A 26561-nucleotide genomic window follows, 5' to 3' on the forward strand; every position below is an offset into this window, starting at 1 on the left:
TGCTCTTCTTCGATCGGCATGGCGTCAGCCGACTAACAGTCGGCTCTACCCGTCAGGTCTACCGGTCGGGTCTGCCCGTGCGCTCTACAGCGTAATCTGCTGGAAATTCTCGACGCGGTCGTGGCCGTGGGTCGCCTCGCCGCTGCGCGGCAGCGGGTAGTCGTCCAGGCGGTCGAGCAGACGGGTCTGCAGGCCGGCCTCGCGTGCGGCATCCAGCTCTTCGACCACGTCGGACAGGAACACGATCTGGCCCGCCGGTACCCCGATCGCCTTGACGATGTGGCGGTAGCTGTCGGCGTCGCGCTTGCCGCCCACTTCGGTGTCGAACCAGCCCGACACCAGCCCGGTCAGGTCACCGGCCTCGCTGAAGCCGAAGAACTGCTTCTGCGCCGGCACCGAGCCGGACGAGTACACGTACAGCGGCTTGCCTTCGGCATGCCAGCCCTTCAGCACCGCTGCCACTTCCGGGTAGAAGTGCGCCTTGTAGTCGCCGTTGCGGTAGCCGCTTTCCCAGATCATGCCCTGCAGCGCCTTCAGCGCGGTGTGCTTGCGGTCCTGGTCGATCCAGCCCTGCAGCGTCTCCACGATCAGGCTGTCCTGGCAGGCGCCGCCGATCTCCGCGGCCACCGCGTCCAGCCAGCGGCGCACCTCCGGCTGCTGGCCATGGGCGGCGACGAACGCCGGCAGGGCCTTGCGCGCATACGGGAACAGCACATTCTTGACGAACGAAATGCTGCTGGTGGTGCCCTCGATATCGGTGAGGATGACGGTCGGATGCGGCATGGATCAGTCGGCCTGGTGCTGTGCGGGGTGGTAACGCGGGAACTGCTGGGCGATGTCGCTGCCGGTGAAATGGCCCACCCAGCCGTCGGCTTCGGTGAAGAAGCGGATCGCCACGAAGCTGGGCTCTTCGCCCATGTCGAACCAGTGGGTGATGCCATCGGGCACGGCGATCAGGTCGTCCTTGACGCACTCGATCTCGTAGACCTTGCCGTCCAGGTGCAGCGTGAACAGGCCGGAGCCGGCCACGAAGAAGCGCACCTCGTCTTCCTTGTGGAAGTGTTCGTCGAGGAACTTCTTGCGCAGCTCGGCGCGGTTGGGGTTGTCCGGGGCAATCGAGGCCACGTCCACGCTCTTGAACCCATGCTCGGCGACCAGCCGGTCGATGTCGGCCTTGTAGGCGGCGAACACCTCCTCCTGGCTCGCGCCGGGCGCGACCTCCTGGGTGGCTTGCCAGCGCTCGAAGGTGACGCCGATCTGCTTGAGTTCGGCGGCGATCGCCGCGCCTTCGCGGCTGTCGAACAGCGGGGCGTCCGGGGCGGTGTCGTCAAAAATGCGGAGTCGGCTCATGGCGGCGGCAGTGAGGCGGAGAAAGGGGGAAGGAAAGGGTACCAGCGCAGCGCCGGGGAAGGGGCCGCAGGCTGATGGTGAAGGGCAGAATACAGATTCCCTTCAGGAATCTGCATGGACCCGTGGCCACCGAGCGGCCGGCACTACCGGGTCCGGGGGGGCGTTGAGCCCGCCGGCGGTACCCGCTGTGCCCCGGAGATCGCGTGGAGCCGGGCGGCGGTACCGGTCAGCCGCGCAGTTTGCGCAGTTCCAGTTCGCAGTGGAACAGGAATTCGAAGGCTTCCAGGTGGCGGCGTGCTTCGGCCATGGTGCGGCCCCAGGCGTACAGGCCGTGGCCGTCGATCAGGTAGCCCCACAGGCATTGGGTGTCGAGCAGCGCGTCGACCTGGGCCGACAGCACGTCCATGTCCTGGGTGTTGGCGAACACCGGCACGTCGATGGCCATTTCGTGGGTGCTGTTGCCGTGGAAGGCCTTGAGCAGCTCATAACCTTCCAGGCGGATATGGCCCTGCGGCGCATACAGGCGCGAGGCGACGGTCTGCACGGGCGAGTGGGTGTGCAGCACGCAGCCGATTTCCGGGAACCGGCGATACAACTGGGTGTGCAGCAGGGTTTCGGCGGACGGCCGCAGCGGACGCCCCACGGCCTTGCCGTCGAAGTCGACCACCATGATGTCGTCCTCCACCAACCGGCCCTTGTCCTTGCCGGACACGGTGATCGCCGCATGGCGATCATCCAGACGATGGGAGAAGTTGCTGCTGGTCGCCGGCGTCCAGCCCGCCTGGGCCAGCTCACGCACGTTGTCGATCAGCACCTGGGCCAGCTCGCTCAGGCGCGCCGTATCGTAGGGGAAGGTGTTCATGGCTGGCATTTTAACGGGGTGGATCGGTAAAAGCAGGTACTACGTAGATCCGTTTTCCTGACTGGGCTGGGCTGGGCGGGGTGGGGTTTGCGGGGGACGCCGTGAATACGTCCTTGTAGGCTTGGTCGCCGCTTGCGCGCGTGCGCTCTCGTGCGCACACGGCAAGACCGGGGTTGGGCGTCCTGCCCAACCCGCCCGAGGCACGCCTCGGGCCCATGCGGCTCACACCCCCGCAAACCCCACCCCGCCCAGCCCCCCACACGCTGAGGCGCGTGCCAGCGTTGTGGGGTGGGGGGGAGAAAAAGCAAAGCCGGCCAGTGGCCGGCTCCAAGGCGTGACGACCAACGGTCGTCACCTACCGCGATTGCATTTTTGGTGGCCAATCACCGAACACCGAACATCGGCCATCAAGGACCACGCTGTCGAAAAGCGGCGACCAACAGTCACCCCTCATCAATTTTCATCCTTCCCCAGCGCCCCCGATCACCCGAAGCAATGAAACCAGGCAACAGCCACCCAGCCCTAACGCCGCGTTGGCTCCTGGCACCGTCACACGGAACCTGTCGAGGGTGGGGCGGGGTGAGGTTGCGGGGGTGTGAGCCGCATGGATGCGGCGACCAAGCCTACAAGGACGTACTTGCGGCGTCCCCCGCGGCCTCACCCCGTCCCGCCATCCCCACAGCACCCCCAGAGCCGCAGTTGCCGTTGCCGTTGCACTTGCAGTAAAAGCGGGCAGCCGGGCCGCAGGCCCGGCACCCCCCCCTTACTTCCCGGCAAGCCGACTATTCCGATACCCGTACCCGAAGTAGATCGCAAAGCCCACCGCCGTCCAGATCCCCATCAGCATCCAGTTGTGCGCCGTCATCGCCGTCAACAGCGCGATACAGCTCAGCACCCCCAGACTGCAGATCAACCACGCCATCGGCATCCGGAACGGACGCGGCAAGTCCGGCTGCGTACGACGCAGAATCAACACCCCCGCGCACACCGCCGCGAACGCAATCAGCGTGCCCATCGACGTCAGCTCGCCCAGGATATCCAGCGGAAACAGCGCCGCCAGCAGCGCGATCCCGATCCCCGTGATCACCGTATTGATGTGCGGCGTCCGGTACTTCGGATGAATCTTCGTGAACACCGGCGGCAACAATCCGTCGCGCCCCATGATCATGAAAATACGCGGCTGCCCGATGATCATCACCAGCACCACCGACGACAACCCGATCAGTGCCCCGATCTCCACCACGATCCGCAACCAGCCCAACTGCGGGTGCGCGGCCACCGCCGTCACCACCGGCTCGTCGGTGCCCAGCAGCTGGTACGGCACCAGCCCGGTCATCACCGCCGCCATCGCGATGTACAGCACCGTGCAGATCACCAGCGACAACAGCATGCCGATCGGCATGTCACGCTGCGGCTTGTGCGACTCCTGCGCCGCCACCGACACCGCCTCGAACCCGATGTAGGCGAAGAACACCATCGCCGCACCGCGCAGCACCCCCTCGAAGCCGTACTTGCCCGGTCCCGCGTTCTCCGGGATGAACGGCGTCCAGTTGGCGGGATCCACGTACTTCCAGCCCGCGACGATCACCAGGATGATCAGCCCGGTCTTGAGCACCACCATCGCCATGTTCATCGCCGAGGATTTGCTGATCCCCACGTAACACAGCCAGGTCAGCAGCAGCACCAGGATCGCGGCCGGAATGTTGGCGATCGCCCCGGTCGGGCGCAACTGCGCATCCAGCGGTGCGCTGACCAGCGCGGCCGGCAGGTGGATGTCGAAATGACTGAGCAGGCTCAGGAAATAGCCGGTCCAGCTGACCGCCACCGCCGAGGCCGAGACGCCGTATTCGAGCACCAGCATCCAGCCGATGAACCAGGCCGACAGCTCGCCGAAGGTGGCGTAGGTATAGGTGTAGGCGCTGCCGGAGACCGGCACCATCGCCGCGAACTCGGCATAGGCCATCGCGCAGAACGCGCAGCAGATCGCGGCGAGCACGAACGACAGCATGATCGCCGGGCCGGCGTGGTTGGCCGCGGCCTGGCCGGTGATCACGAAGATGCCGCCGCCGATCACCGCGCCGATACCCAGCGCGGTCAGCCCCCAGGGGCCGAGCGTGCGGCGCAGGCTCAGGCCGTTGGCGTCTTCGTGGGCGGCGTGCGGGTGCTTGGTGGCCCACAGTTGCTTGAACATGGTGTGGTTTCTTGTACGTGGAGCGTATGTGGAACGGGCCGGCGCTGGGCCGGCCCGTCAGGTGCATCAGGCCGACGGCGTATTGAGCTTGCTGTGGCGCATGCCGTAACCGAAGTAGATCAGCAGGCCCAGGACCGTCCAGCCCACGAACAGGTGCCAATGCACCACGAACGCCTGCCAGAACAGGAACAGGCACGACGCCGCGCCCAGCGGGCAGATCACCCACACCATCGGCACGCGGAACGGACGCGTCAGCTCCGGCCGGGTGTAGCGCAGGATCAGCACGCCCACGCAGACCGTGGCGAAGGCCAGCAGGGTGCCCATCGAGACCAGCTCGCCAAGCACGTTCAGCGGCACCAGGCCGGCCAGTGCGGCGGCGATCACGCCGACCACGATCGTGGCCCAGTACGGCGTGCGGAAGCGCTTGTGGACCTTGCCGAACACCTTCGGCAGCAGGCCGTCGCGCGAAATGGTGTAGGCGATGCGGGTCTGGCCCATCATCATCACCAGCACCACCGAGGACAGGCCGGCAATGGCGCCGATCTCCACGGCGGTCTTCAGCCAGGACAGGCTCGGGTAGGCCTCCAGCGCGGTGGCCACCGGCTTGTCGGTGCCCAGCAGGTGGTACGGCAGCATGCCGGTCAGCACCGCGCACACGATGATGTAGACGAGGGTGCAGACCGCCAGCGAGCCGAGCAGGCCGATCGGCATGTTGCGCTGCGGGTCCTTGGTTTCACCGGCAGCGGTGGAGACCGCATCGAAGCCGATGTAGGCGAAGAACACGATGGTGGCCGCGCGGAACACGCCGCTCCAGCCGAACTCGCCGGACACGCCGGTGTTTTCCGGAATGAACGGGTGCCAGTTGGCCGGGTCCACGTGGGCAGCGCCGATACCCACGAACAGGCAGATCACGAAGACCTTGATGGCCACGATGATCGCGTTGACGAACGCAGACTGGGTCACGCCCACATACAGCAGGCCGGTCACCGCCGCCACGATTAGCATCGCCGGCAGGTTGAACAGCTTGCCGGAGGCGGCGAACTCATGCCCGTTCCAGGCAATCGGTGCGGCGCTCAGCGCGTCCGGGAACGGCATGTGCAGCGTGGTGGTGATGAAGCTGATCAGGTAGGCCGACCAGCCCACCGCGACCGACGCTGACGCGAACAGGTACTCCAGCACCAGGCACCAGCCGATGAACCAGGCCATGCCTTCGCCGAGGGTGGCGTAGGAGTAGGAGTAGGCGCTGCCGGAGACCGGCATCATTGCCGCGAATTCGGCGTAGCACAGGCCGGCCAGCGCGCAGGCGAAGCCGGCGAACACGAACGACAGCATGACCGCCGGGCCGGCATGGTTGGCCGCGGCCTGGCCGGTCAGCACGAAGATGCCGGCACCGATCACCGCGCCGATCCCGAGCATGATGAGGTGTTTGGCTGTGAGGGTCCGTTTCAGTGTGGCTTCGCCGTCCAGGCTGCCTTCGATGGGTTCACCCGCGTCGACGTGGCCGGCGGGTTCAACCGGTTTGACCCTCAACAGAGACTTCAGCATGCAGTGCTTCCCTAAATGGACAAAGGTGAGGTGCGCGGTACATTGCCGGGCACCTTGATGGCAACTGGGCGCCCCAGCGTGCGGGGCCCGCTGTACCTTAGCCAAAGCTGAAGCCCGCGCACAAGCACAAATGCAGCATGGCCCGGCGATAATCGACAAATCCCGCCCGAACCCCCCGCCACCATGTCGCTGAACCCTGAATCCGTTGTCATTGCTGATGCTGAACTGCGTGCCCAACTGGCTGCGTATGCGCAGCGCCAGCCCGCCGACGCCGCCCTGGCTGACGAATTCAGCACACTATTGGACGATCCGGAGAACCCGTTCCTGCGTGAACGGCTGGCCGGTCATTTCACCGGCAGTGCATGGCTGGTCAGTGCCGACGGGGAGCGCGTGCTGCTCACCCACCACCGCAAACTGGACCGCTGGCTGCAGCTGGGCGGGCATGCCGACGGCGACCGCAACCTGGCCCGGGTGGCGCTCAAGGAGGCGGAGGAAGAGTCCGGGCTGAGCGGGCTCGTGCTGGAGGATGGCGCGCTGTTCGACATCGACAAGCACTGGATCCCCGAACGCAGGGACGTGCCGGGCCATTGGCATTACGACGCCCGCTACGTGGTGCGGGCGGTGGGCAGCGAACAGTTTGCGATCAGCGAAGAGTCGCTGGCGCTGGCGTGGCGGGAGATCCGTGACGTGGCCGCGGCAGTGATCGACGCCCCGGACAACGACGACTCGCTGCCGCGCATGGCCAAGCGCTGGCTCGCCCGGTAGGCGACGACCGTTGGTCGTCGCGTGGGGCGATCGGCTCCCGTTCGAAGGTGTATCGACCAACGGTCGATACCTGCCTGGGGGTCAATACAACACGCGCGTCCGCAGCGTGCCCGGGATCGCGGCCAGTTCGTCGCGCACCGCGCCGGCCTGTGCCTCGCTGGCGGTGATGTCGATCACCACGTAGCCCACCTTGGGGTCGGTGCGCAGGAACTGGCCGTCGATGTTGACGTTGTGGCGCGAGAAGATCTCGTTGACCTTGGACAGCACGCCCGGCACGTTCTGGTGGATGTGCAGCAGGCGCAGGCTGTCCTCGTGCTCGGGCAGGGTCACTTCGGGGAAGTTGACCGCCGACAGGGTGCTGCCGTTGTCGCTGTAGCGCACCAGCTTGGCCGCCACTTCAACGCCGATGTTGTCCTGCGCCTCCAGCGTGCTGCCGCCCACGTGCGGGGTCAGGATCACGTTGTCGTGCGCGGTCAGCGGCGACACGAAGGCATCGCCGTTGCCCTTGGGCTCGATCGGGAACACGTCCAGTGCCGCGCCCCCGATGTGGCCCGCATGCAGGGCCGCATCCAGCGCGTCGATATCGACCACGGTGCCGCGTGCGGCGTTGATCAGGTGCGCGCCGGGGCGCATGCGGGCCAGCTGTTCGGCGCCGATCATCCACTGCGTGGCCGGGGTTTCCGGCACGTGCACGGTGACAATGTCCGCACGCGACAGCAGGTCGTCCAGGCTGATGGCCGCGCGGGCATTGCCCAGCGACAGCTTGGTTTCCACGTCGTGGAAGATCACCTGCATGCCCATGGCCTCGGCCATCACGCCCACCTGGGTGCCGATATGGCCATAGCCGATGATGCCCAGCGTCTTGCCGCGCACTTCGTGGCTGCCGGCGGCGGATTTGGACCAGCCGCCGCGATGGCATTCGGCATTCTTCTGCGGGATGCCACGGGTGAGCATGATCGCTTCGGCGATGACCAGTTCGGCCACGCTGCGGGTGTTGGAGTAGGGCGCGTTGAACACCGGGATGCCGGCCAGTTCGGCCGCGTCCAGGTCGACCTGGTTGGTACCGATGCAGAAGCAGCCTACCGCCATCAGGCGCTTGGCGTTGGCCAGCACGTCGGCGCTGAGCTGGGTACGCGAGCGGATGCCGACGATGTGCGCTTCGGCGATGCGTGCCTTCAACTCGTCCTCCGGCAGCGCCTTGCTGTGCAGTTCGATCTGCGAATAGCCGGCGGCGGTGAACACGTCGATCGCGGTCTGGCTCACCCCCTCCAGCAACAGCACGCGGATATCCTGCTTCGGGAACGAGGTCTTCTTCGGCGACATGGGCGGGGCGCAGCTGTAGGGCGGGAGCGCCCAACTATGCCAGAACGGGCGGGGGATTGTGCAGTGCGCCAATCGGCGCGGCGATGGTTTCAGATGCATCCTTTGACACGCGCAACCGGACGCCGGCGGCCAAGCCCTCCGGGGTGTCTGCTACGCTTGGGAATTCCCTTGTCCTGCCGTGCCGCCATGACCGACCCGCGCCTTTCTTCGCTGTTGCAGGACTGCCCCGGGCTGCGGCTCACGACCGAACCGGCCGACCTGGAGCATTACGGGCGCGACTGGACCCGGCGCTGGACCCCGGCACCCCTGGCGATCGCCCTGCCAGGCAGCGTGGAGGAGGTGCAGGCGATCCTGCGCTGGGCGAGCACGCAGCAGGTGGCCGTGGTGCCCTCGGGCGGCCGCACTGGCCTGTCCGGAGGCGCGGTGGCTGCGCACGGCGAGCTGGTGCTCAGCCTGGAGCGGATGAACAAGCCGCTGGCCTTCGATGCGGTGGACCGCACTCTGACCGTACAGGCCGGTATGGCGCTGGAGGCGGTGCACAACGCGGCGCTGGAACACGGGCTGATCTACCCGGTGGACTTCGCCGCGCGGGGCTCCTGCTCGATCGGCGGCAACATCGCCACCAACGCCGGCGGCATCCGCGTGATCCGCTACGGCAATACCCGCGAGTGGATTGCCGGGTTGAAGGTGGTCACCGCCAGTGGCGAGCTGCTGGAGCTCAACAAGGGCCTGATCAAGAATTCCAGCGGCTACGATTTCCGCCAGCTGCTGATCGCCTCCGAAGGCACCCTGGGCGTCATCGTCGAAGCGACGCTGCGGCTGACCGATCCGCCGCCGGCCAGCAACGTGATGCTGCTGGCACTGCCCAGCTTCGAGGTGCTGATGCAGGTGTTCGCCGCGTTCCGTGAGCGGATGCAGCTGCAGGCCTTTGAATTCTTTACCGACCGCGCGCTGGAACACGTGCTTGCGCACGGTGCGCAGGCGCCGTTCGAGCAGGTGCACCCGTTCTACGTGGTCACCGAATTCGCAGCGGGCGACGAGGCCCAGGAGGCCGCCGCGATGGCGGCGTTCGAGGCCTGCATGGAGCAGGGTTGGGTCAGCGATGGCGTGGTCAGTGCCAGCGATGCGCAGGCCGCACAGCTGTGGCGCCTGCGCGAAGGCATCACCGAGGCGGTGGCGCGTTACAAGCCGTACAAGAACGATGTGTCGGTGCGAATCTCGGCGATGCCCGCGTTCATGGCCGAAACCCAGGCGCTGATCGGGCAGGCGTATCCGCACTTCGATGTGGTCTGGTTCGGCCACATCGGCGACGGCAACCTGCACATCAACGTGCTCAAGCCTGATGGCACCGAAGACGCGGAATTCCTGGCCCAGTGCGAACACGTCACCACGTTGCTGGCGCAGGTGCTGGCCCGGTTCGACGGCAGCATCTCGGCCGAACACGGCATCGGGCTGGTCAAAAAGGGCTACCTGGACAGCACCCGCAGTGCACCGGAAATCGCTTTGATGAAAGCGGTCAAACGAGCGTTTGATCCCGAAGGGCTGCTGAATCCCGGCAAGCTGTTCGACCTCTAGGACGCGACAGGTCTTCACACAGGCTATACGCTCTGCGCTTTCCCACTTCGAACGACACCATGACGATGCGTCCGATCCTGCTTCTTGCCGTCCTTGCCCTGCCGTTGCCCGCGCTGGCCTCCAGTTTCGCCGGCTCGTCCGCTGGCTCCGCCTCCGGTGCCTCGTCGGCCGGTTCGTCCAGCTCGGACGATGACAAGATCGTGCTGGATGCGCGCGAAGACGCGGCGGCGTTCGTCGCCAGCGACGGTGCCATCCGCGGCGCCCGCCTGGAAGCGGCCCTGCTGCACCTGCGCGAACACGATGCCGCGCAGCGTGATGCCAGCGACCTGGCGCTGGCCCGGACCCTGCTGGCACGCTGATGCAGGCGCGTCGCCGGGCCCGCCGCTGGCGTTGGGCGGCCCTGGCGGCGCTGTTGGCCAGTCCCTTCGCGCAAGCCGAACTGCAGTTCGAGCTGCAGCCGGACGGACTCGATGGGCAGCAGATCCTGGCCGCCGAACGCGCGCTGCAGGACGTGCAGCACGTAGTGCCTGCCGCCTGGCAGGCCCGTTTTGATCGCCCGGTACGGGTGCGCTGGTCGTCCACGCTTCCCGACCACGTGCATGGCCGCACCCGCCGTGGCGCGATCACCCTGCGCCGTGACCTGCTGGCTGACGTACGCGCGGGTGAACCACTGCCGCGCGCGCTGCAGGCCGCGCTGATTCATGAACTCGCCCATGTGCTGGACCGCGGCCCGGGTGGGGGCTGGTCGCAGACCGCGCGATGGCGCGACCTCAGTGGCTGGCAGCAGCGCCCCTGGCGGCTGGGCCGCACCGGCAATCATTTCAGCACGCGCAGCCCCGACGCTTACGAGCGGACCAGCCCGGCGGAGTACCTGGCGGTCAACGCCGAGCATTTCGTGCTCGACCCGGCGTATGCCTGCCGTCGCCCGGCATTGCACGCCTGGTTCACCGCGCAGATCGGTGCCAGCGGGCACGCGGCCGACTGCGACGCACGCCTGCCGTTGGTACAGGCCGACGACGCGTCCGGCGCCGCATCGCTGCTGCAGGTGGACCCCGCCCGCGTGTACGCGGTCGACTACCTGCTCGCCGAGGGCAACGACCAGCTGATGAGCCGCTGGGGCCATAGCATGCTGCGGCTGGTGATCTGCGCACCGGGCCGCGCGCCGGGGCCGGCCTGCAGGATGGACCTGTCGTACCACCGGGTGTTGTCGTTCCGCGCATTTGTCGGCGATGTGCAGATTTCCAGTTGGCGCGGGCTCTCCGGGTCGTATCCGTCGCGCCTGTTCGTGCTGCCACTGAACCAGGTGATCAACGAGTACACCCAGCTGGAACTGCGTGGTCTGTCGTCGGTGCCGCTGCGTCTGCAGCCCGGCGAGATTGCCAGCCTGCTCGAGCGCGCGGCCCAGGTGCACTGGAGCTATGACGGCAAGTACCTGTTCGTGAGCAACAACTGCGCGGTGGAAACCGGCAAGCTGCTGCAGGAAGGCGTGCCGGCCTGGGCCACGCCCGGCCTGAACCGCATCACCCCGCGTGGCCTGCTGACGCGCCTGACGCGAGAAGGGCGGGCCGATCCAACCGTCCTGCAGAACCGCGCAGAGGCGACCCGCCAGGGCTACTACTTCGCCTCGGCGAAGGATCACTACCAGCAGCTGTTCGAGGTGGCGCGGCGTGAACTGCCGCTGGGCACCCCCGAGGTGACCGCATGGCTGCTGCGTCCGGCAGCACAGCGGGCGCCGTGGCTGGATCAGGGGGGGCTGCGTGCCACGGCCGCGTTGCTGCTGCTGGAACAGGCAGCACGCCAACGCGAAGAACTGCGCGCGCGCGACCAGCTCAAGCGCACCCTGGGCAACCCCGCACACGGCACCGACCCGGCGCGCGACACCTTGATGGCGCTGCTGCACGACACCGGCCAGCTGGTCAGTCCGGCGGCGCTGCTGCCGGCCGGCGGCTACGGCCTGCCGCTGGGCAGCGAGCGGGCGGCCGCAGCAGCATCTACCGCAGCCATCAGCGCCCGCGCCGTACCGGCCTGGCAGCAGCTGCAACAGCAGCTGCGGGCGCGCCTGCCGGCGGCACAGCAGCAGGAACTGGTCACCATCGAGGACAACCTGGACCGGCTGGGCGCGCGCATGCGTACCCTGGCGCGCGAGGAAACCGCTACTGGCGCGGCAGTTCGATGACGAAGCGTGCGCCGCCGAGCGCGCTGGCGGTGCACGAGACGCGGCCGCCATGGGCATCGGCGATGGCCTTGACCACCGCCAGGCCCAGCCCGCTGCCGCCGCGCTGGCGTGAACGCGAGCCATCGCCACGCATGAACGGGTCGAAGATGTGGGCGCTCAGGGCGGGGTCGATGCCCGGGCCCTCGTCGTCGATGGAGACCTGCACGTGGGTGGCGGTGTCATGCACGGCGATGCGCACGCGCCCCGGCGTGGCGTAGCGGCGCGCATTCTCCAACAGCGCCATCAGGGCCTGGCGCACGCGGGTGGGATCGCAGTGGGCCGGATGCTCCTCGCGCGAGGTTTCCAGTTCCAGCACGAAACCGCCGCTGCGGAAGCCGGGGTCGACCAGGGTCATCACCGAATGGACTTCATGCACCACGTCGCTGCGCGCGCGGCGTACGTCGAGCCGGGCGCTGTCGGCCAGACTGAGCACGCGCAGGTCTTCGATCAGCCGGGACAGGCCTTCAACCTGGGCCAGCAGGCTGCGGAACTGCGCTTCATCAGGCTGGAACACGCCCTCGGCCAGGCCCTGCAGGCGGCCGCGCAGGATCGTCACCGGGGTGCGCAGTTCGTGGGCGATGGCGGCGTGCCACATGACCCGGTCGGCATCCATGTTCTGCAGGCGGCGGGCCATGGCGTTGAAGTCGTCCACCAGCAGCGCCACTTCGCCCAGCGAGCGGTCGCTGGCGGCGGCGCGCGCGCCGAGGTCGCCGCCGGCCAGCTTGCCGATGCTGTCCACCACCGAATTGAGCGGGGTCAGGATGCGCTGCGACAGCCGCACCGAGGCAGCCACGGCCACGGCCAGCCCGAGCAGGGTGACCGCGGCCACCCACACCAGTTCGGGGCCGGTGGGGGCCCAGCCGGTGGGTTCCTCGGCGTAGGGGTAGAAGTTCACCAGCACCGCATACAGCAGGTAGGAGCTGAGGATCACCATCACGATCACCGCCAGCACCATCAGCGACATCGATACCACGATGTGCCGGCTCAGGCCCGGGCGGCGCATCAGTGGTCGGCCGCCAGCCGGTAGCCCACGCCGCGCACGCTGGCCGGCACGTTGCCCAGGCCCACGTCGTCGAGCTTGCGCCGCAGCTTGCTGACATGGCTGTCCACGGTGCGCTCCAGGGCTTCGCTCTCGGGCAGGCACTCGTGCATGAGTTCGCTGCGGCTGAAGATCCGTGACGGGGCCAGTGCCATGCAGTGCAGCAGTTTGTACTCGGTCAGGGTGAGCAGCAGTTCATGGCTGTAGCCGTCGCCCTCGACGTGGACGGCGTGGGTTTCGGGGTCGATCACCAGTCTGCCGACGCGCAGGATGCCGGGTTTGGCCTGGCCACGCGCATTGAGCGTGCGGCGCAGGACGGCGCGCACGCGGGCGGCCACTTCGGCCGGGTTGAACGGTTTGACGACGTAGTCGTCGGCGCCCATGCGCAGCGCGGTGAGCTTGTCCAGGTCCTGGTCCAGGGCGGTGAGCATGATGACCGGCGTGTCGCCGCGCTGGCGGACGGTGTTGAGGACGGTCCAGCCGTCCATGCCGGGCATCTGTACGTCGAGCAGGATCAGGTCGGGGCGGGCGCTGCGGTGCATGGCCAAAGCGCCGATGCCGTCCTGCGCGCGCACCGTGCGCAGGCCTTCGCGATGCAGGTAGGCGGCCACGATGTCGGCGATTTCCGGTTCGTCTTCGACGATCAGGACCAGCGCGTTGAGCGAGCGGTCCCAGTGCGCGGCGGCGCTGGGCGAATCGGTGGCGTGCATGCGGGGCAGGGCCAGAAGGTGCTTGTGCTCCATCGTATCTCCACAGTTCCTCCATCGAAACCCCACGCAGGCGCCGCAGACTTCGCCATTCATGATTCTGGCCGCGCGTGCGGCCCTGTGCTGCTGATGAAAACCAACAGGATTCAAACCGCTGTATGGGCGGTGCTTGCGGTCATGCTTGCGGGATGTACCAAGGAAGAGGTGGCGTCGGTAGCGGTGCCGGAGGTGACCGTGGTGTCGCTTTCGCCTGCGACGGTGCAGCGTGACGACGAGTTGCCGGGCCGGGTGGCCGCGGTGCGTACGGCGCAGATCCGCGCGCAGGTGGGCGGGATCGTGCAGCGGCGGTTGTTCGCGCAGGGGGCGGAGGTGGAGGCGGGTACGCCGCTGTTCCAGATCGACCCGGCGGCGTTCCAGGCGGAGGTGGACAGTGCGCGGGCGTTGCTGCAGCGCAGTGAGGCGGCGGTGGTGCGGACGCAGGTGCAGTCGGCGCGGCTGGGCTCATTGGCGGCGGCGCAGGCGGTGAGCCAGCAGGCGCGTGACGATGCGCATGCCGAGCACCAGCAGGCGGTGGCGGATGTGGCGCAGGCGCGCGCGACGCTGGCGCGGCGGCAGCTGGATCTGCGCTATGCGACGGTGGCGTCGCCGATCGCGGGGCGTATCGATGAGGCATTGGTGACCGAAGGGGCGCTGGTGACGGCAAGCGATGCGACGCCGATGGCGGTGGTGCAGCAGGTGGACCAGGTGTACGTGGATGTGCGGCAGCCGGCGTCGATGCTGGAGGGTATCCAGCGTGCGGTGGTGGCCGGTCAGCTGGATGCGGCGAAGGGTTTGCCGGTGACGTTGCTGGGTACGGGCGGGACGCCGTATGCGGAGCAGGGTCGGATGCTGTTTTCGGGGATCAACGTGGACGCGGAGACGGGCGACATTGTGTTGCGGATCGTGGTGGACAACCCGGCGCGGCGGTTGTTGCCGGGGATGTTCGTGCGGGCGCGGGTGCCGCGCGGGGTGCAGGTGGGTGCGTTGCTGGTGCCGCAGCAGTCGGTGCTGCGGAGTACGGGCGGGCAGTCGTATGCGTGGGTGGTAGGGAAGGAGGGCAAGGCGGTGATCCGGACCATCGAGGTGGATGGGCAGGTGGGCCGGCAGTACGTGGTGAGCCATGGGCTGCAGGCCGGCGAGCGGGTGGTGGTGGAAGGGCAGGATCGGTTGCAGGAAGGGATGGCGGTGACGGCCCGACCTTGGCAGCCGGCTGCTGTTGCCACTACTACTGCCACTGCCGCGAAGGCCGTTGGCTCGCGCTAGGGCAAAAGCTGCTTTTTGCACCTGGTCTCTGGCTGGGCCGGGGTGGGTGGGTTCACGGGACACGCCGCAAGTCCCGCTCCGCGGCCCGGCCCAGCCGCTGGCGGCTGTGCGTTCGGTCGCATGCGAGGCAATGCCTCGCAAGCAATGCGCCCTCACCCATGTAGGCTCCGTCGCGCCATCCATGGCGCTCAGGGTCCCGTGAACCCACCCACCCCGACCCTCGACAGTGGGCTGGTGGCCTTGGGCGAGCGAGGAGCGAAGCAACGTCGGTATGCCTTCTGCGTCTATGCGCGGCTTGGCGAGGGCGGACTTCGGTTTGTACCAAAAGGCTGGCAGGGCGGAAGCGCTGGTCGCTTTGCTCTCCTGTGCGCACCGCAATCTGTCAGGGGCTGGTGCGGGTGGGGTTGCGGGACCCTGAGCCGCATGGATGCGGCGACGGAGCTTACAGGGGTGAGGGCGCATTGCTTGCGAGGCATTGCCTCGCTTGCGACCGAACGCCCAGCCGCCAGCGGCTGGGCCGGGCCGCGGAGCGGGTCTTGCAACGTTTCCCGCCAACCCACCCCCACCAGCCCAAACCAGTGCAGGCGCGGACAGTAGCTCTTGCTCTTGCTCTTGCTCTTGCATCGCAGTGGCGTGAGCAATCCCGCAGTACGACAAAGAACCTTTTTTGTGGATGACGATGCCACTGCACCGGCTGCTTTCGCCGCGGTGCGAGGGCGAGAGGATGTTGCATGCCGCAGTTTTTCATTGAGCGCCCGGTGTTTGCGTGGGTGCTGGCTATTTTCGTGGTGCTGGCCGGTGCGTTGGCCATTCCGCGCCTGGCGATCGAGCGCTATCCCAGCGTTGCGCCGCCCAGTATCAGCATCTATGCCAGCTATCCCGGGGCGTCGGCGCAGACCATGAACGATGCCGTGGTCGGGCTGATCGAGCGCGAGCTGTCCGGGGTCAAGCACCTGCTGTACTTCTCCTCGTCCACCGATACCTCGGGCGAGGCCTCCATTACCGCCACGTTCCGCCCGGGCACCGATCCGGAGCTGGCCCAGGTGGACGTCCAGAATCGCATCAAGGCGATCGAATCGCGGCTGCCGCAGGCGGTGCGCCAGAACGGGCTGGGCGTGGAGGCCGCCGATTCGGGCTTCCTGATGCTGGTCGGACTGCGCTCCACCGATGGCCGCCTGGACGAAGTGGCCCTGAGCGACTACATGGCGCGCAACATCGTCGAAGAACTGCGGCGTATCGAGGGCGTTGGCCGCGTGCAGCTGTTCGGTGCCGAACGTGCGATGCGTATCTGGGTGGACCCGGCGCAGCTGGTGGCCTACCGCCTGACCCTGGGTGATCTGACCACCGCGATCAGCGAACAGAACGCGCAGATCGCCCCCGGCCGGGTCGGCGATTCCCCGGCGGTGCCAGGCCAGCGGGTCACCATTCCGCTCACCGTGGAAGGCCAGTTGAGTACGCCCGAGGCGTTCGCCGCCATCGTGCTCCGCGCCAATCCGGATGGCTCCCGCGTGGTCATCGGTGACGTGGCCCGGGTCGAGCTGGGCGCCGAAAGCTATGCGTGGTCCACCCGCGAGAACGGCGCGCCGGCCACTGCGGCGGCCATCCAGCTGTCGCCCGGGGCCAATGCCGTGAAGGTGGCCGGCGCGGTACGCGCGCGCATGGCCGAACTCGAACCCACCCTGCCGGTGGGCATGCACGCCACGGTGCCGTTCGACACCGCGCCGTTCGTGGCGATCTCGATCCAGAAAGTGCTCATCACCCTGGTCGAGGCGATGGTGCTGGTGTTTGCGGTGATGTACCTGTTCCTGCAGAACATCCGCTACACGCTCATCCCGGCCATCGTGGCGCCGATCGCGCTGCTGGGCACCTTCGCGGTGATGCTGGCGGCGGGCTTCTCGATCAACGTGTTGACCATGTTCGGCATGGTGCTGGCGATCGGCATCATCGTCGACGATGCCATCGTGGTGGTGGAAGGCGTCGAGCGGATCATGGCCGAAGAAGGTCTGCCGCCACGCGAGGCCACCGCCAAGGCGATGAAGGAGCTCACCGGTGCGGTGATCGGCATCACCCTGGTGCTCACCGCCGTGTTCATTCCGATGGCGCTCGCGGATGGTTCGGTGGGCGCGATCTACCGGCAGTTCAGCCTGGCCATGGCGGTGTCGATCCTGTTCTCGGCGTTGCTGGCGCTGACCCTCACCCCCGCGCTGTGCGCCACGCTGCTCAAGCCGAGCACGCGTGGCCACCACGGGCGCGGTGGTTTCTTCGGCGCGTTCAACCGTGGCATGGCGCGCATGACCCGCGGCTACCAGGGGCGGGTGGTGCGCATCCTGCAGCGCGGCGGGCGCAGCATGGCCGTGTTCGCCGCGCTCGTGGTGGCGTTGGGGCTGGGCCTGCACCTGCTGCCCGGCGCCTTCCTGCCCGAAGAGGACCAGGGCTACTTCATGACCTCCATACAGCTGCCGGCCGACGCCACCGCCGAACGCACCCTGGAGGTGATGCAACGCTATGAAGCGCACATTGCCGCGCGCCCGGGCATCGCCTCCAACCAGGCGATCATGGGCTACAGCTTCGCCGGCTCCGGGCCGAACGCGGCGATGGCCTACACCATGCTCCACGACTGGGGCGCCCGCGCCGGTGCCACCGTGGCCGACGAGGTGGAACGCGCGCAGCAGGCCATGGCCGCCGCGCCGGAAGGGCGGGTGATCGTGGTGACCCCGCCGGCGATCGACAGCCTGGGCACCTCGTCCGGGTTCGACCTGCGCCTGCAGGCGCGCACCGGCCAGAGTCAGGCGCAGCTGCAGGCCGCACAACAGCAGTTGCTGGCGCTGGCCGCGGCCAGCCCGCTGCTGCGCGACGTGCATGCCGAAGGCCTGCCCTCGGGCAGTACCGTGCGGCTGGAGATCGACCGGCACAAGGCGCAGGCCATGGGTGTGGGCTTCAGTGCGATCAGCGACACGCTATCGGCGGCGATGGGCTCGCAGTACGTCAACGATTTCCCCAATGCCGGTCGCCTGCAGCAGGTGATCGTGCAGGCCGACGCACCGCACCGCATGCAGGTGGACGACGTGCTCAAGCTGCACGTGCGCAACGCCAAGGGCGGCATGGTGGCGCTGGCCGAACTGGTCACCCCGGTGTGGTCGCAGACGCCGTTGCAGCTGGAACGCTACCAGGGCTTCCCGTCGCTGAGCCTGTCCGGCAATGCGGCAGCGGGCGCGTCCAGCGGCCAGGCCATGGCCGAGATGGAGCGGCTGGCGCGGCAGCTGCCGGCCGGTTTCGCGCTGGCCTGGACCGGGCAGTCGCTGCAGGAGCGCGCCTCCGGTGCGCAGGCGCCGTGGCTGATGCTGCTGTCGATGCTGGTGGTGTTCCTGGTGCTGGCCGCGCTGTATGAAAGCTGGTCGATCCCGGCGGCGGTGTTGCTGGTGGTGCCACTGGGCCTGCTGGGCGCGGTGGCGGCGGTGCTGATGCGCGGGTTGCCCAACGATGTGTTCTTCAAGGTCGGGATGATCACCGTGATCGGGCTGTCGGCCAAGAACGCGATCCTGATCGTGGAGTTCGCGCGCCAGCTGCAGCTGCAGGGGCACGGTCTGGTCGAGGCCGCGATCGAGGCGGCACGGCTGCGGCTGCGCCCGATCCTGATGACCTCGCTGGCGTTCGCGCTGGGCGTGGTGCCGTTGATGCTGGCCACCGGCGCATCGGCCGAAACCCAGCACGCGATCGGCACCGGGGTCTTTGGCGGGATGTTGACCGCCACCGTACTGGCGGTGTTCTTCGTGCCGCTGTTCTACGTACTGGTGCAGGGCGCACGCCGCTGGCGCTGGCCATGGCGGCGACGCCGGGAGGAATGACATGAGCACGACCGTGCTTGAACACACCATCGCAACGGCCGAGGCGCAAGTGCTGCAGCTGCTGTTGGCGCAGGACGTGGACGCACTGCAGGCCTGGCTGTCGCCGTCGCTGTTTTTCAGCGACGGGGCAGGGCAGTGGTTGGGCGCCCATCCCTTCCTCACGGCATGGTCAACCGGACAGCTGCGGATCAGCGCGCTCGAACAGGGCGCGGTGGAGCCGTTGGTGTGCGGGCAGCTGACCTTGGTGTCCAGCGACGTGCGGCTGCGTTATGCCGACGCGGGCGGCGAACACGCGCGTGCGCTGCGCCTGCTGCGGGTATGGGCCACCGCATCGAACACGGCCGGCGTGCACCTGCTGTCGATCGGACTGCTGCCGCCGCGCTTGGTCTGAACCGATGCTGCAGCCCGTGGAGTCAGGGCTGCTTCACCTCCTGCTGCAGGCTGCGGGCTACGATGGTTCGCTGATCGCAACAACCGCAAGGAGTCCAACATGCGTGCATCCCCGTGGCTTTTCAGCCTGGCCATCGCCACCGGCCTGAGCGCCTGTCAGCCCGCGCAACGTGCCGAGGGCAACGCCAGCGAGGCGGGTGCGGGCGAGGCGCCGCCGCCCATGGCCGCTGCCACCTCCGACGAACGCAGCTACGCGTTCCAGTGTGGCGACGTCGCCGTGCAGGCCACCTACCGCGGCCAGGATTCGGCCAGTGTCGTGGTGGAAGGTCGCACCTATCCGATGGCATCGGAACCGGCGGCGTCCGGCGCGCGCTACGGTGACGGGCAGGGCAATGTCTTCTGGACCAAGGGCACCACCGAAGGCACGCTGCAGTTGAAGGGCGAGCCGGATCGCACCTGCACGGGCAGTGGTGAACAGGGCGCTGCGGCGCCGCTGCCGACCGCGCAGGACGCCACTGCGGCCGGCTTCCGCGCCACCGGCAACGAGCCGGGCTGGCTGGCCGAAGTGGCCGCCGGCACCACGCCGCACCTGCGCGTGGAAACCGACTACGGGCAGCGCACGCTGGAGATCGCTGCGCCCACCCAGGGCAAGGATGGCTGGTCGGGCAAGGCGGCCGATGGCACGCCGGTGAAGCTGACGTTCCAGCGCACCGTGTGCCAGGACGACATGAGTGGGCAGGCGTTCGGTGCCACGGCCATGTTGACCGTAGGCGCCCGCCAATATCACGGCTGTGGTGATTTTGCCGGGGCCCCGGCCCTGGCCGCCAAGCCGTAAAGCCGACCGTTGGTCGGCTGCGTTGTTGGCATCGGAAGCAGAAGCAGCTGACCAACGGTCAGCTCTACCGGCTTGCGTCACGAGCAGCTGACCAACGGTCAGCTCTACCGGTTTGCAGCACAGGCAGCTGACCAACGGTCAGCTCTACCTGTTTGGGTCAGCTCTACCCGTTTGGGACAGCTTTACCGACTAGTCGGCACGACCGGCGAACTCACCGGTGGCGGTGTTGACCAGCACGCGCTCGCCGTTGGCGATGTACTCGGGCACCATGATTTCAATGCCCGTGCTGAGCTTGGCTGGCTTCGGGCGCTTGGTGGCGGTGCCGCCCTTCATTTCCGGCGGGGTTTCGACCACTTCCAGTACCACGCTGGTCGGCAGCTGCACGCCCACCGGGGTCTCGTCGATCACCTGCACGTAGATGCCGGTCAGGCCATCGGTGATGTACCCGGCGTCATCGCCCAGCACTTCCGCGTCGACCATGTACGGGGTGTAGTCCTCGTCGTCCAGGAACACGAACGCGTCGCCGTCCTTGTAGGAATAGGTGGACTGGCGGCGCAGCAGTTCGACTTCGGGCAGGTTGTCGTCGGCATCGAAGCTGGCATCGAGCTTGTTGCCGCCCGGCACGCTGTACATGATGAAGCGGAAGCGGACGTTGCCGCCGCGACCCTGCGGCGAGCTGCGCTCGATGTCGCGGATCTGGTAGACGCCGTTGTTGTATTCGACGACGTTGCCTTTCTTGATGTCGTTGGCTTTCATGGAATGAAGGTCGGTTCGTGGGAGGTCAGGGTGCCAGTCCGGGCGCCCGGCGGGATGGGTATGTGTTTACTTCGGCGCCAGGCGCACGCCACCGTCCAGGCGGATGGTTTCGCCGTTCAAGTAGGTGTTGCCCAGGATATGGCCGACCAGGCCGGCGAAATCGTCCGGCTTGCCCAGGCGCGGCGGGAACGGAATCGAAGCGGCCAGCGATTCCTGCACGGCCGGCGGCATGCCATCGACCATCGGGGTCCAGAAGATGCCCGGGGCGATGGTCATCACACGGATGCCGAAGCGCGACAGCTCGCGTGCCATGGGCAGGGTCATGCTGACCACGCCGCCCTTGGACGCCGAATACGCGGCCTGGCCGATCTGGCCCTCGTAGGCGGCCACGCTGGCGGTGTTGATGATCACCCCGCGCTCGCCGTCGTCGCCGGGGGTGTTGTGCTGCATGCGGTTGGCCGCGGCCTTGGCGACGTTGAAGCTGCCCACCAGGTTGACCATCACCGTGGTCTGGAAGTTGGCCAGCGGCATCGGCGCCTCCTTGCCCAGCACGCGGCCGGCACCGAGGATGCCCGCGCAGCTGATGGCGACATTCAGGCCGCCCAGGAAGTCGTGTGCGGCATCGATCTGCGCGGCCACGGCCGCCTCGTCGCTGACGTTGGTGGTGAAGTAGCGCGCGTTGTCGGCGCCAAGCGCAGACACGGCGGCCGCGCCCTTGTCGTCATTGAGATCGAACAGGGCGACCTTGCCGCCCTGGGCAACCAGGAACTGGGCCACGGACAGGCCGAGGCCGGAGACGCCACCGGTGATGACGGCACGGACAGAAGACAGCTGCATCGCAAGGTTCCGCTGGATCAGGAACCGCCGATTCTAACGGAAGCCGGGGGTGCCGCTGTTGTGCGCTGCGCGCCGGGCTCAGTGGCGGGGTGTCAGGCGCCGGGCGAATTCATCCGGCGCCAGCCCGGGCGCGAACAGGAACCCTTGCCCGACCGTCACCCCCAGCGCCTGCAGGAAACGCCGCTGCGGCTCCGATTCGATCCCCTCGGCGACCAGCCCCAGCCCCAGGCTGCGGGCGATGCCGCAGACCGCCTCGCACACTGCTTCGTCGGAGCGGTTGCCCGGCACGCCCTCGACGAACAACTGGCTCAGCTTCAGCCCGTGGATTGGCAGCCGGCGCAGGTAGTTCAGTGCGCTGTAGCCTTCGCCGAAGTCGTCGATGGTCAGCTGCACGCCCATGTCGCGCAGGCGCGCGAAGGTCTGCAGGGTGTCCGGCGCGTCCTCGATCAGCACCCGCTCGGTGAACTCCAGCTCCAGCGCGCTGCCGGGCAGGCCGAACTCGTCCAGCACCTGACGCACGTGGCGGGCCAGGTCCTCGCCGACGAACTGCCGGTAGGACACATTCACTGCCACACGCACGATGCCCAGCCCGGCATCCTGCCACTGGCGCACCTGGCGGCAGGCCTCGCGCAGTACCCACAAGCCGATCCGCACGATGTCGCCGGTGCTTTCGGCATGTGCAATGAAGATGTCCGGGCGCAGTTCGCCCAGCTGCGAGTTGCGCCAGCGGATCAGGGCCTCGGCAGCCACCATGCGGCCATCGTGCAGGCTGACCTGCGGCTGGTAGACCAGGTGGAACTCATCGTCGTCCAGCGCGCGGTGCAGGCGGCTTTCGATCTGCAGACGGTCGTGCTGGCGCTGCGCTAGCTCCGGTGAAAACACCTGCCAGCCGTTGCGGGTACGGCGCTTGCAGTCGTACATGGCGATGTCGGCGTTCTGGATCAGCTGCTGCGGGCGCAGCCCGTCCTGCGGCGCGCGGGCGATGCCGATGCTGGTGGTGACCGCGAATTCGTCGCTGCCGAAGCGGAACGGGGTGCTGAACCCGCGCGTGATCGCCTCGGCCAGGCGCTCGGGCTGGTTGGCCTGGTCGCGGGTGTCGCAGACCACCAGGAACTCGTCGCCGCCGAAGCGCGCCAGCAGCCCTTCGGTGCCGATCGCGGTGGCGATGCGGCGGGTGGCGTCGATCAGCAGTTCGTCGCCGGCGTTGTGGCCCAGCAGATCGTTGACGGTTTTGAACCGGTCCAGGTCGATGTAAAGCACCGCCACCCGGCAATGGGTCGGGTTGGCCATGCGTGCGGCCAGGTCGTTGAGCACCGCATCGCGGTTCATGATGCCGGTGAGCGGGTCGGTACGGGCCTGGATGCGCAGGGTTTCCTCGGCCTGCTTGCGCGCGGTGATGTCCTGCACGGTGCCGGCGATGCGCGCGGCATCCACGTCGCCCGCTTCGGCCTCGCCGATCATGCGCACCCAGAACGAATGGCCGTCGCTGCGCTGGCCCTGCAGCTCCAGTTCGAACGGCGCCTGCTTGTCGATCACGTCCAGCAGCGCCTGCTGCAGCTGCGAGCGGTCGTCCACGCGCAGGCATTCCAGCAGGTGCGCCATGTCGTGCAGGGGCAGCTCCTGGCCGAGGATGCGGTTGGCCTCGTCGGTAAGGTACAGCCGCTGCAGGCCGCGGTCCCACTCCCAGCCGCCGATGTGTGCCAGCGACTGGGCGCGGTCGAACAGCGCATTGGTGCGCTTGAGTTCGGTGATGTCGCTGAACATGCCGAACACGTGGTCCGGGCAGTCGCGGCCGGTGCCGAACACCGGCACGTTGGTGGTGGAGATCCAGATCATGCGGCCGCGTGGGCGGTGGTACAGCCCGACGATGGTGCTGCGGATGATCCGGCCGGTACGCAGCGACACTGCCGCCGGCCATTGCTCGCGGGTGAGCGGGTGGCCGTGTTCGTCCACGCAGATCCAGTCGTCCGGGGCCAGCATCGCCTGCAGGCTGCCGCCGTTGCCGGCGGTGCCCAGGATGCGGTGCGCGGCCGGGTTCGCCGAGACCACGCGCAGGTGGCTGTCGAACAGGACCACGCCTTTGTCGATCGACTCCATCAGCAGCCGGTAGCGCGATTCTGCCTGCCAGCGGCTGCTCAGGTCGCGCGCCACCGCCACGATGCAATGCTCGCCCTGGTGCTCGAAGCCGGCCGAGTGCACCTCCACCGGAAAGCGGCTGCCGTCGCCGCGCATGTTGGTCACTTCGATGACGTAGGTTTCGCCCCGGTGCAGCGCTTCCCACACCGGGTCCAGGTGGTCGTTGGGCAGGTCCGGATTGAGCAGTTCGATCGGCTTCCCGACGATGTCCTCGCGCGGGCGGCCGTAGGCGCGCACGCCGGCCTTGTTGAGGTCCAGCACCACGCCCGTTTCGCTGAGGATGCTGACCGGGTCCGGCACGGCATCGAACAGTGCGGCATACCGGCGCAGCGCCAGCTGGCGATCATCCATCGCCTCCTGCAGCGCCTGCTGCACCTCCCGCAGCAGGGTGTGCAGGTCGGCTTCGGCGGGCGGACTGGCCAGCGCACGATCCATGGCGGCCAGCGCGTGAACGTGGGCGGTGAGATGGTCACCGACCGCAACGTTCCGGCGCGGGCCGCGGCGGCTCATGTGGCCGCCAGCGCCTTGCCGGCCTTGCTGCCGGTTTCGCGGCCCAGCCGCGCCGCCAGCCAGCGGCCGGTCGCGGCCAGCGCCGGCAGGTCGATGCCGGTGCGCATGCCGATCCCGTGCAGCAGGTACACCACGTCTTCGCTGGCCACATTGCCGCTGGCGCCCTTCGCGTACGGGCAGCCGCCGGCGCCGGACACGGCCGAGTCCACCACGCGCACGCCTTCTTCCAGGCACGCGTCGATGTTGGCCAGTGCCTGGCCGTAGGTGTCGTGGAAATGCACGGCCAGCGCCGACATCGGCAGTTCGGTGGCGACCGCGTGCAGCATCGCGCGGGCCTTGCGCGGGGTGCCCACGCCGATGGTGTCGCCCAGCGAGATTTCGTAACAGCCCATTTCGTGCAGGGCGCGCGCAACCCGCACCACCTCGCTGACCGCCACCTCGCCCTGGTAGGGGCAGCCGAGCACGGTGGAGACGTAGCCGCGCACCTTGACCCCGTCGGCCTTGGCGCGTTCGAGGATCGGGGCGAAGCGCGCCAGCGATTCGTCGATGCCGGCGTTGGTGTTGGTGCGGTTGAAGGTTTCCGAGGCGGCGGTGAACACCGCCACTTCCGAAACGCCCACGGCGCGGGCACGGTCGTACCCCTGTTCGTTGGGCACCAGCACCGGGTAGGCGATGCCGGGGCGGCGCTCGATGCCGGCGTAGACCTCGGCGGCGTCGGCCAACTGCGGCACCCAGCGCGGGCTGACGAAGCTGGTGGCTTCAATGGTGCGCAGGCCGGTCAGCGACAGCTGCCGGATCAGTTCGATCTTGTCGGCGGTGGCCACCGGCTGGGCTTCGTTCTGCAGGCCGTCGCGCGGGCCGACTTCGACGATGCGGACGACATCATCCATGGCAGGCCTCCCGGCGGACGGGACGGCGCACAGCAGGCTGCAGAAGGGGCAGGGGTCGGGTCACAGGGATACCAGGGAAAAGAGGGCGGCCCACGTTCCCCGGCGGGCCACGAAAGGGGGATACGCGGGCTGGGCGACAAAGCGGCCAGCCCGCGCGGAAGGATTGCGGTCGTCGGGGGCGACCGGGGCGCTCAGCCCGGGCGGTGGCAGACCGCTTCGATGTTGTTGCCGTCCGGGTCGAGCACGAACGCCCCGTAGTAATTCGGGTGGTAGTACTCGCGGATGCCCGGGGCGCCATTGTCCTGGCCACCGGCGGCGAGTGCGGCGCGGTGGAACGCATCCACCGCCTCGCGGTTGTCGGCACTGAAGGCCACGTGCACGCCGCCGTGGGCGCCGGGGGCGTTGCCGATCCAGAAGTCCGGCTTGCCGGTGCGGCCGAAGCCGGCATGGTCATGGTCGCCGGTCTGTTCGGCACTGACCTGCATCACTACCGTGATGCCCAGCGGGGCCAGGGCCTGCTGGAAGAACGACAGGCTGCGCGTGAAGTCGGTGCAGCGGATCCCGATGTGGTCAAGCATGTGCGTGTCCTCAGTCCTGGGTGACCCAATGCGGGGCGCGCTTGTCCAGGAAGGCGCCCAGGCCTTCCTGGCCCTCGGCCGACACCCGCAGGCGCGCGATCAGCGCGGCGTTGTCGCGGTCCAGCGCGTCGCGGTCGCGACCCACGCTGACCCGGCGCACCAGTTCCTTGGCCGAGGCCGAGGCCACCGGGCCGGCCTTGTCCAGCAGGCCCAGCTGGCGCTGGACCGCCTCGTCGATGCGTTCAGGTTCGATCAGCTGGTGTACCAGGCCGATCCGCAGCGCGGTCTCGGCATCGAAATGCTCGCCGGTGGCAAACCAGCGGCGGGCCTGGCGCGGGCCGATCGCGTCGATCACGTAGGGGGAAATCACCGCCGGCAGCAGGCCCAGCCGGCTTTCGGTCAGCCCGAAGCGGGCGGCGGTGCTGGCAATGGCGATGTCGCAGCAGGCCACCAGCCCCACCCCGCCACCGAAGGCGGCGCCCTGGACCCGTGCGATGGTGGGCTTGGGCAGCTCGTCCAGGGTGCGCATCAGCCGCGCCAGCGCCAGCGAATCCTCGCGGTTGTCTTCCTCGCTGGCGGCGGCCATCCCGCGCATCCACTGCATGTCCGCGCCCGCCGAAAACGACGCGCCCTGGCCGGCCAGCACCACCGCGCGGACCTGTTCGTCACGGCCGGCCGCCTCCAACGCTGCGGTGAGCTGGGCGATCAGGGCTGCGTCGAAGGCGTTGTGCAGGGTGGGGCGGTTCAGCCACAGCGTCAGCACCGAGGCGCTGCGTTCTATCCGTAATGCATCACTCATGGGGGCAGGGGACCTGTGGTTGCTCCATACATGTACAGATCATAGCGGGCCATGGGGCAGCGGCCATGACGCGACGCGGCGATGCTAGAATTGATAACCATTCCTATCAAC

Annotated in this window: 22 protein-coding genes; 8 read left to right on the forward strand and 14 right to left on the reverse strand. The window is 68.1% G+C overall.

The window, feature by feature from the left end; all coding sequences use genetic code 11:
• Window positions 1–84 precede the first annotated feature (84 nt).
• The 5 genes from mtnC to GQ674_RS08020 form a co-directional block, all read right to left on the reverse strand.
• Complete coding sequence (mtnC, locus tag GQ674_RS08000) at window positions 85–783, reverse strand: acireductone synthase (RefSeq protein WP_159496634.1); 699 nt, start codon at window positions 781–783, stop codon at window positions 85–87.
• A gap of 3 nt (window positions 784–786) precedes the next feature.
• Complete coding sequence (locus GQ674_RS08005; RefSeq protein WP_159496635.1) at window positions 787–1350, reverse strand: acireductone dioxygenase; 564 nt, start codon at window positions 1348–1350, stop codon at window positions 787–789.
• A 226-nt stretch (window positions 1351–1576) separates the two neighbouring features.
• Window positions 1577–2212 (reverse strand): methylthioribulose 1-phosphate dehydratase, encoded by a 636-nt coding sequence (locus tag GQ674_RS08010; protein ID WP_137189368.1) that lies wholly within the window; start codon window positions 2210–2212, stop codon window positions 1577–1579.
• A gap of 763 nt (window positions 2213–2975) precedes the next feature.
• The gene (locus tag GQ674_RS08015) at window positions 2976–4403 is read right to left on the reverse strand and encodes an amino acid permease (protein WP_159496636.1); all 1428 of its coding nucleotides are present in this window, start codon (window positions 4401–4403) and stop codon (window positions 2976–2978) included.
• Window positions 4404–4469: 66 nt separating this feature from the next.
• A complete protein-coding gene (locus tag GQ674_RS08020) occupies window positions 4470–5948 on the reverse strand; it encodes an amino acid permease (RefSeq protein ID WP_159496637.1) in 1479 nt (492 codons plus the stop codon).
• 183 nt (window positions 5949–6131) lie between these two features.
• On the opposite strand from GQ674_RS08020, the gene GQ674_RS08025 reads away from it, so the two are divergent.
• Window positions 6132–6713 (forward strand): NUDIX hydrolase, encoded by a 582-nt coding sequence (locus GQ674_RS08025; protein WP_201290230.1) that lies wholly within the window; start codon window positions 6132–6134, stop codon window positions 6711–6713.
• Window positions 6714–6794: 81 nt separating this feature from the next.
• Here GQ674_RS08025 and serA read toward each other — a convergent pair whose 3' ends face one another.
• Window positions 6795–8036 carry a phosphoglycerate dehydrogenase gene (gene serA, locus GQ674_RS08030; protein ID WP_128095852.1) on the reverse strand — a complete coding sequence of 414 codons (1242 nt, stop codon included), beginning with the start codon at window positions 8034–8036 and terminating at the stop codon, window positions 6795–6797.
• A 186-nt stretch (window positions 8037–8222) separates the two neighbouring features.
• Between serA and GQ674_RS08035 the strand changes: the two genes are divergently transcribed.
• From GQ674_RS08035 to GQ674_RS08045, 3 genes are read left to right on the forward strand one after another with little or no spacing between them, the layout of a single operon-like run.
• Window positions 8223–9611 (forward strand): FAD-binding oxidoreductase, encoded by a 1389-nt coding sequence (locus tag GQ674_RS08035; RefSeq protein ID WP_159496638.1) that lies wholly within the window; start codon window positions 8223–8225, stop codon window positions 9609–9611.
• A gap of 59 nt (window positions 9612–9670) precedes the next feature.
• Entirely contained in the window at window positions 9671–9970 is a 300-nt protein-coding gene (locus GQ674_RS08040) for a DUF2388 domain-containing protein (RefSeq protein ID WP_128095854.1), read from the forward strand.
• Window positions 9970–11787 (forward strand): DUF4105 domain-containing protein, encoded by a 1818-nt coding sequence (locus GQ674_RS08045; RefSeq protein WP_159496639.1) that lies wholly within the window; start codon window positions 9970–9972, stop codon window positions 11785–11787. Before GQ674_RS08040 ends, GQ674_RS08045 begins: the two co-directional genes overlap by 1 nt.
• On the opposite strand, the gene GQ674_RS08050 is transcribed toward GQ674_RS08045, so the two are convergent.
• Window positions 11765–12829 carry an ATP-binding protein gene (locus GQ674_RS08050; protein WP_159496640.1) on the reverse strand — a complete coding sequence of 355 codons (1065 nt, stop codon included), beginning with the start codon at window positions 12827–12829 and terminating at the stop codon, window positions 11765–11767. The two genes, GQ674_RS08045 and GQ674_RS08050, sit on opposite strands and share 23 nt — an antisense overlap.
• Window positions 12829–13575, reverse strand: coding sequence for a response regulator (locus GQ674_RS08055; RefSeq protein ID WP_159499324.1), 747 nt, complete (start codon window positions 13573–13575; stop codon window positions 12829–12831). Before GQ674_RS08055 ends, GQ674_RS08050 begins: the two co-directional genes overlap by 1 nt.
• 24 nt (window positions 13576–13599) lie before the next feature.
• On the opposite strand from GQ674_RS08055, the gene GQ674_RS08060 reads away from it, so the two are divergent.
• The 4 genes from GQ674_RS08060 (at window position 13600) to GQ674_RS08075 (ending at window position 19944) form a co-directional block, all read left to right on the forward strand.
• Window positions 13600–14874, forward strand: a complete 1275-nt coding sequence (locus GQ674_RS08060) for an efflux RND transporter periplasmic adaptor subunit (RefSeq protein ID WP_236546226.1) — start codon at window positions 13600–13602, stop codon at window positions 14872–14874.
• A gap of 731 nt (window positions 14875–15605) precedes the next feature.
• Window positions 15606–18719, forward strand: coding sequence for a multidrug efflux RND transporter permease subunit (locus GQ674_RS08065; protein ID WP_159496641.1), 3114 nt, complete (start codon window positions 15606–15608; stop codon window positions 18717–18719).
• A gap of 1 nt (window position 18720) precedes the next feature.
• Window positions 18721–19110, forward strand: coding sequence for a nuclear transport factor 2 family protein (locus GQ674_RS08070; protein ID WP_159496642.1), 390 nt, complete (start codon window positions 18721–18723; stop codon window positions 19108–19110).
• Between the two features lie 99 nt (window positions 19111–19209).
• On the forward strand, window positions 19210–19944 hold the full coding sequence (locus GQ674_RS08075) for an MliC family protein (RefSeq protein ID WP_159496643.1): 735 nt from the start codon (window positions 19210–19212) through the stop codon (window positions 19942–19944).
• A gap of 189 nt (window positions 19945–20133) precedes the next feature.
• Here GQ674_RS08075 and yeiP read toward each other — a convergent pair whose 3' ends face one another.
• The 6 genes from yeiP to GQ674_RS08105 all read right to left on the reverse strand — a co-directional run bounded on the left by yeiP (window position 20134) and on the right by GQ674_RS08105 (window position 26450).
• Entirely contained in the window at window positions 20134–20700 is a 567-nt protein-coding gene (gene yeiP / locus GQ674_RS08080) for an elongation factor P-like protein YeiP (RefSeq protein ID WP_128098065.1), read from the reverse strand.
• A 66-nt stretch (window positions 20701–20766) separates the two neighbouring features.
• On the reverse strand, window positions 20767–21537 hold the full coding sequence (locus tag GQ674_RS08085; RefSeq protein WP_159496644.1) for an SDR family NAD(P)-dependent oxidoreductase: 771 nt from the start codon (window positions 21535–21537) through the stop codon (window positions 20767–20769).
• Window positions 21538–21615: 78 nt separating this feature from the next.
• Entirely contained in the window at window positions 21616–24183 is a 2568-nt protein-coding gene (locus GQ674_RS08090; protein WP_159496645.1) for an EAL domain-containing protein, read from the reverse strand.
• Window positions 24180–25073: a hydroxymethylglutaryl-CoA lyase gene (locus GQ674_RS08095; RefSeq protein WP_159496646.1), complete on the reverse strand. Its 894-nt coding sequence runs from the start codon at window positions 25071–25073 to the stop codon at window positions 24180–24182. The genes GQ674_RS08090 and GQ674_RS08095 overlap by 4 nt, the downstream gene beginning before the upstream one ends.
• Window positions 25074–25264: 191 nt before the next feature.
• Window positions 25265–25651 (reverse strand): VOC family protein, encoded by a 387-nt coding sequence (locus GQ674_RS08100; protein WP_159496647.1) that lies wholly within the window; start codon window positions 25649–25651, stop codon window positions 25265–25267.
• A gap of 10 nt (window positions 25652–25661) precedes the next feature.
• Entirely contained in the window at window positions 25662–26450 is a 789-nt protein-coding gene (locus GQ674_RS08105; protein WP_159496648.1) for an enoyl-CoA hydratase-related protein, read from the reverse strand.
• Window positions 26451–26561: the final 111 nt, after the last annotated feature.

This window comes from Stenotrophomonas sp. 364 (assembly GCF_009832905.1).
GTDB classification, from domain to species: Bacteria; Pseudomonadota; Gammaproteobacteria; order Xanthomonadales; family Xanthomonadaceae; genus Stenotrophomonas; species Stenotrophomonas maltophilia_AP.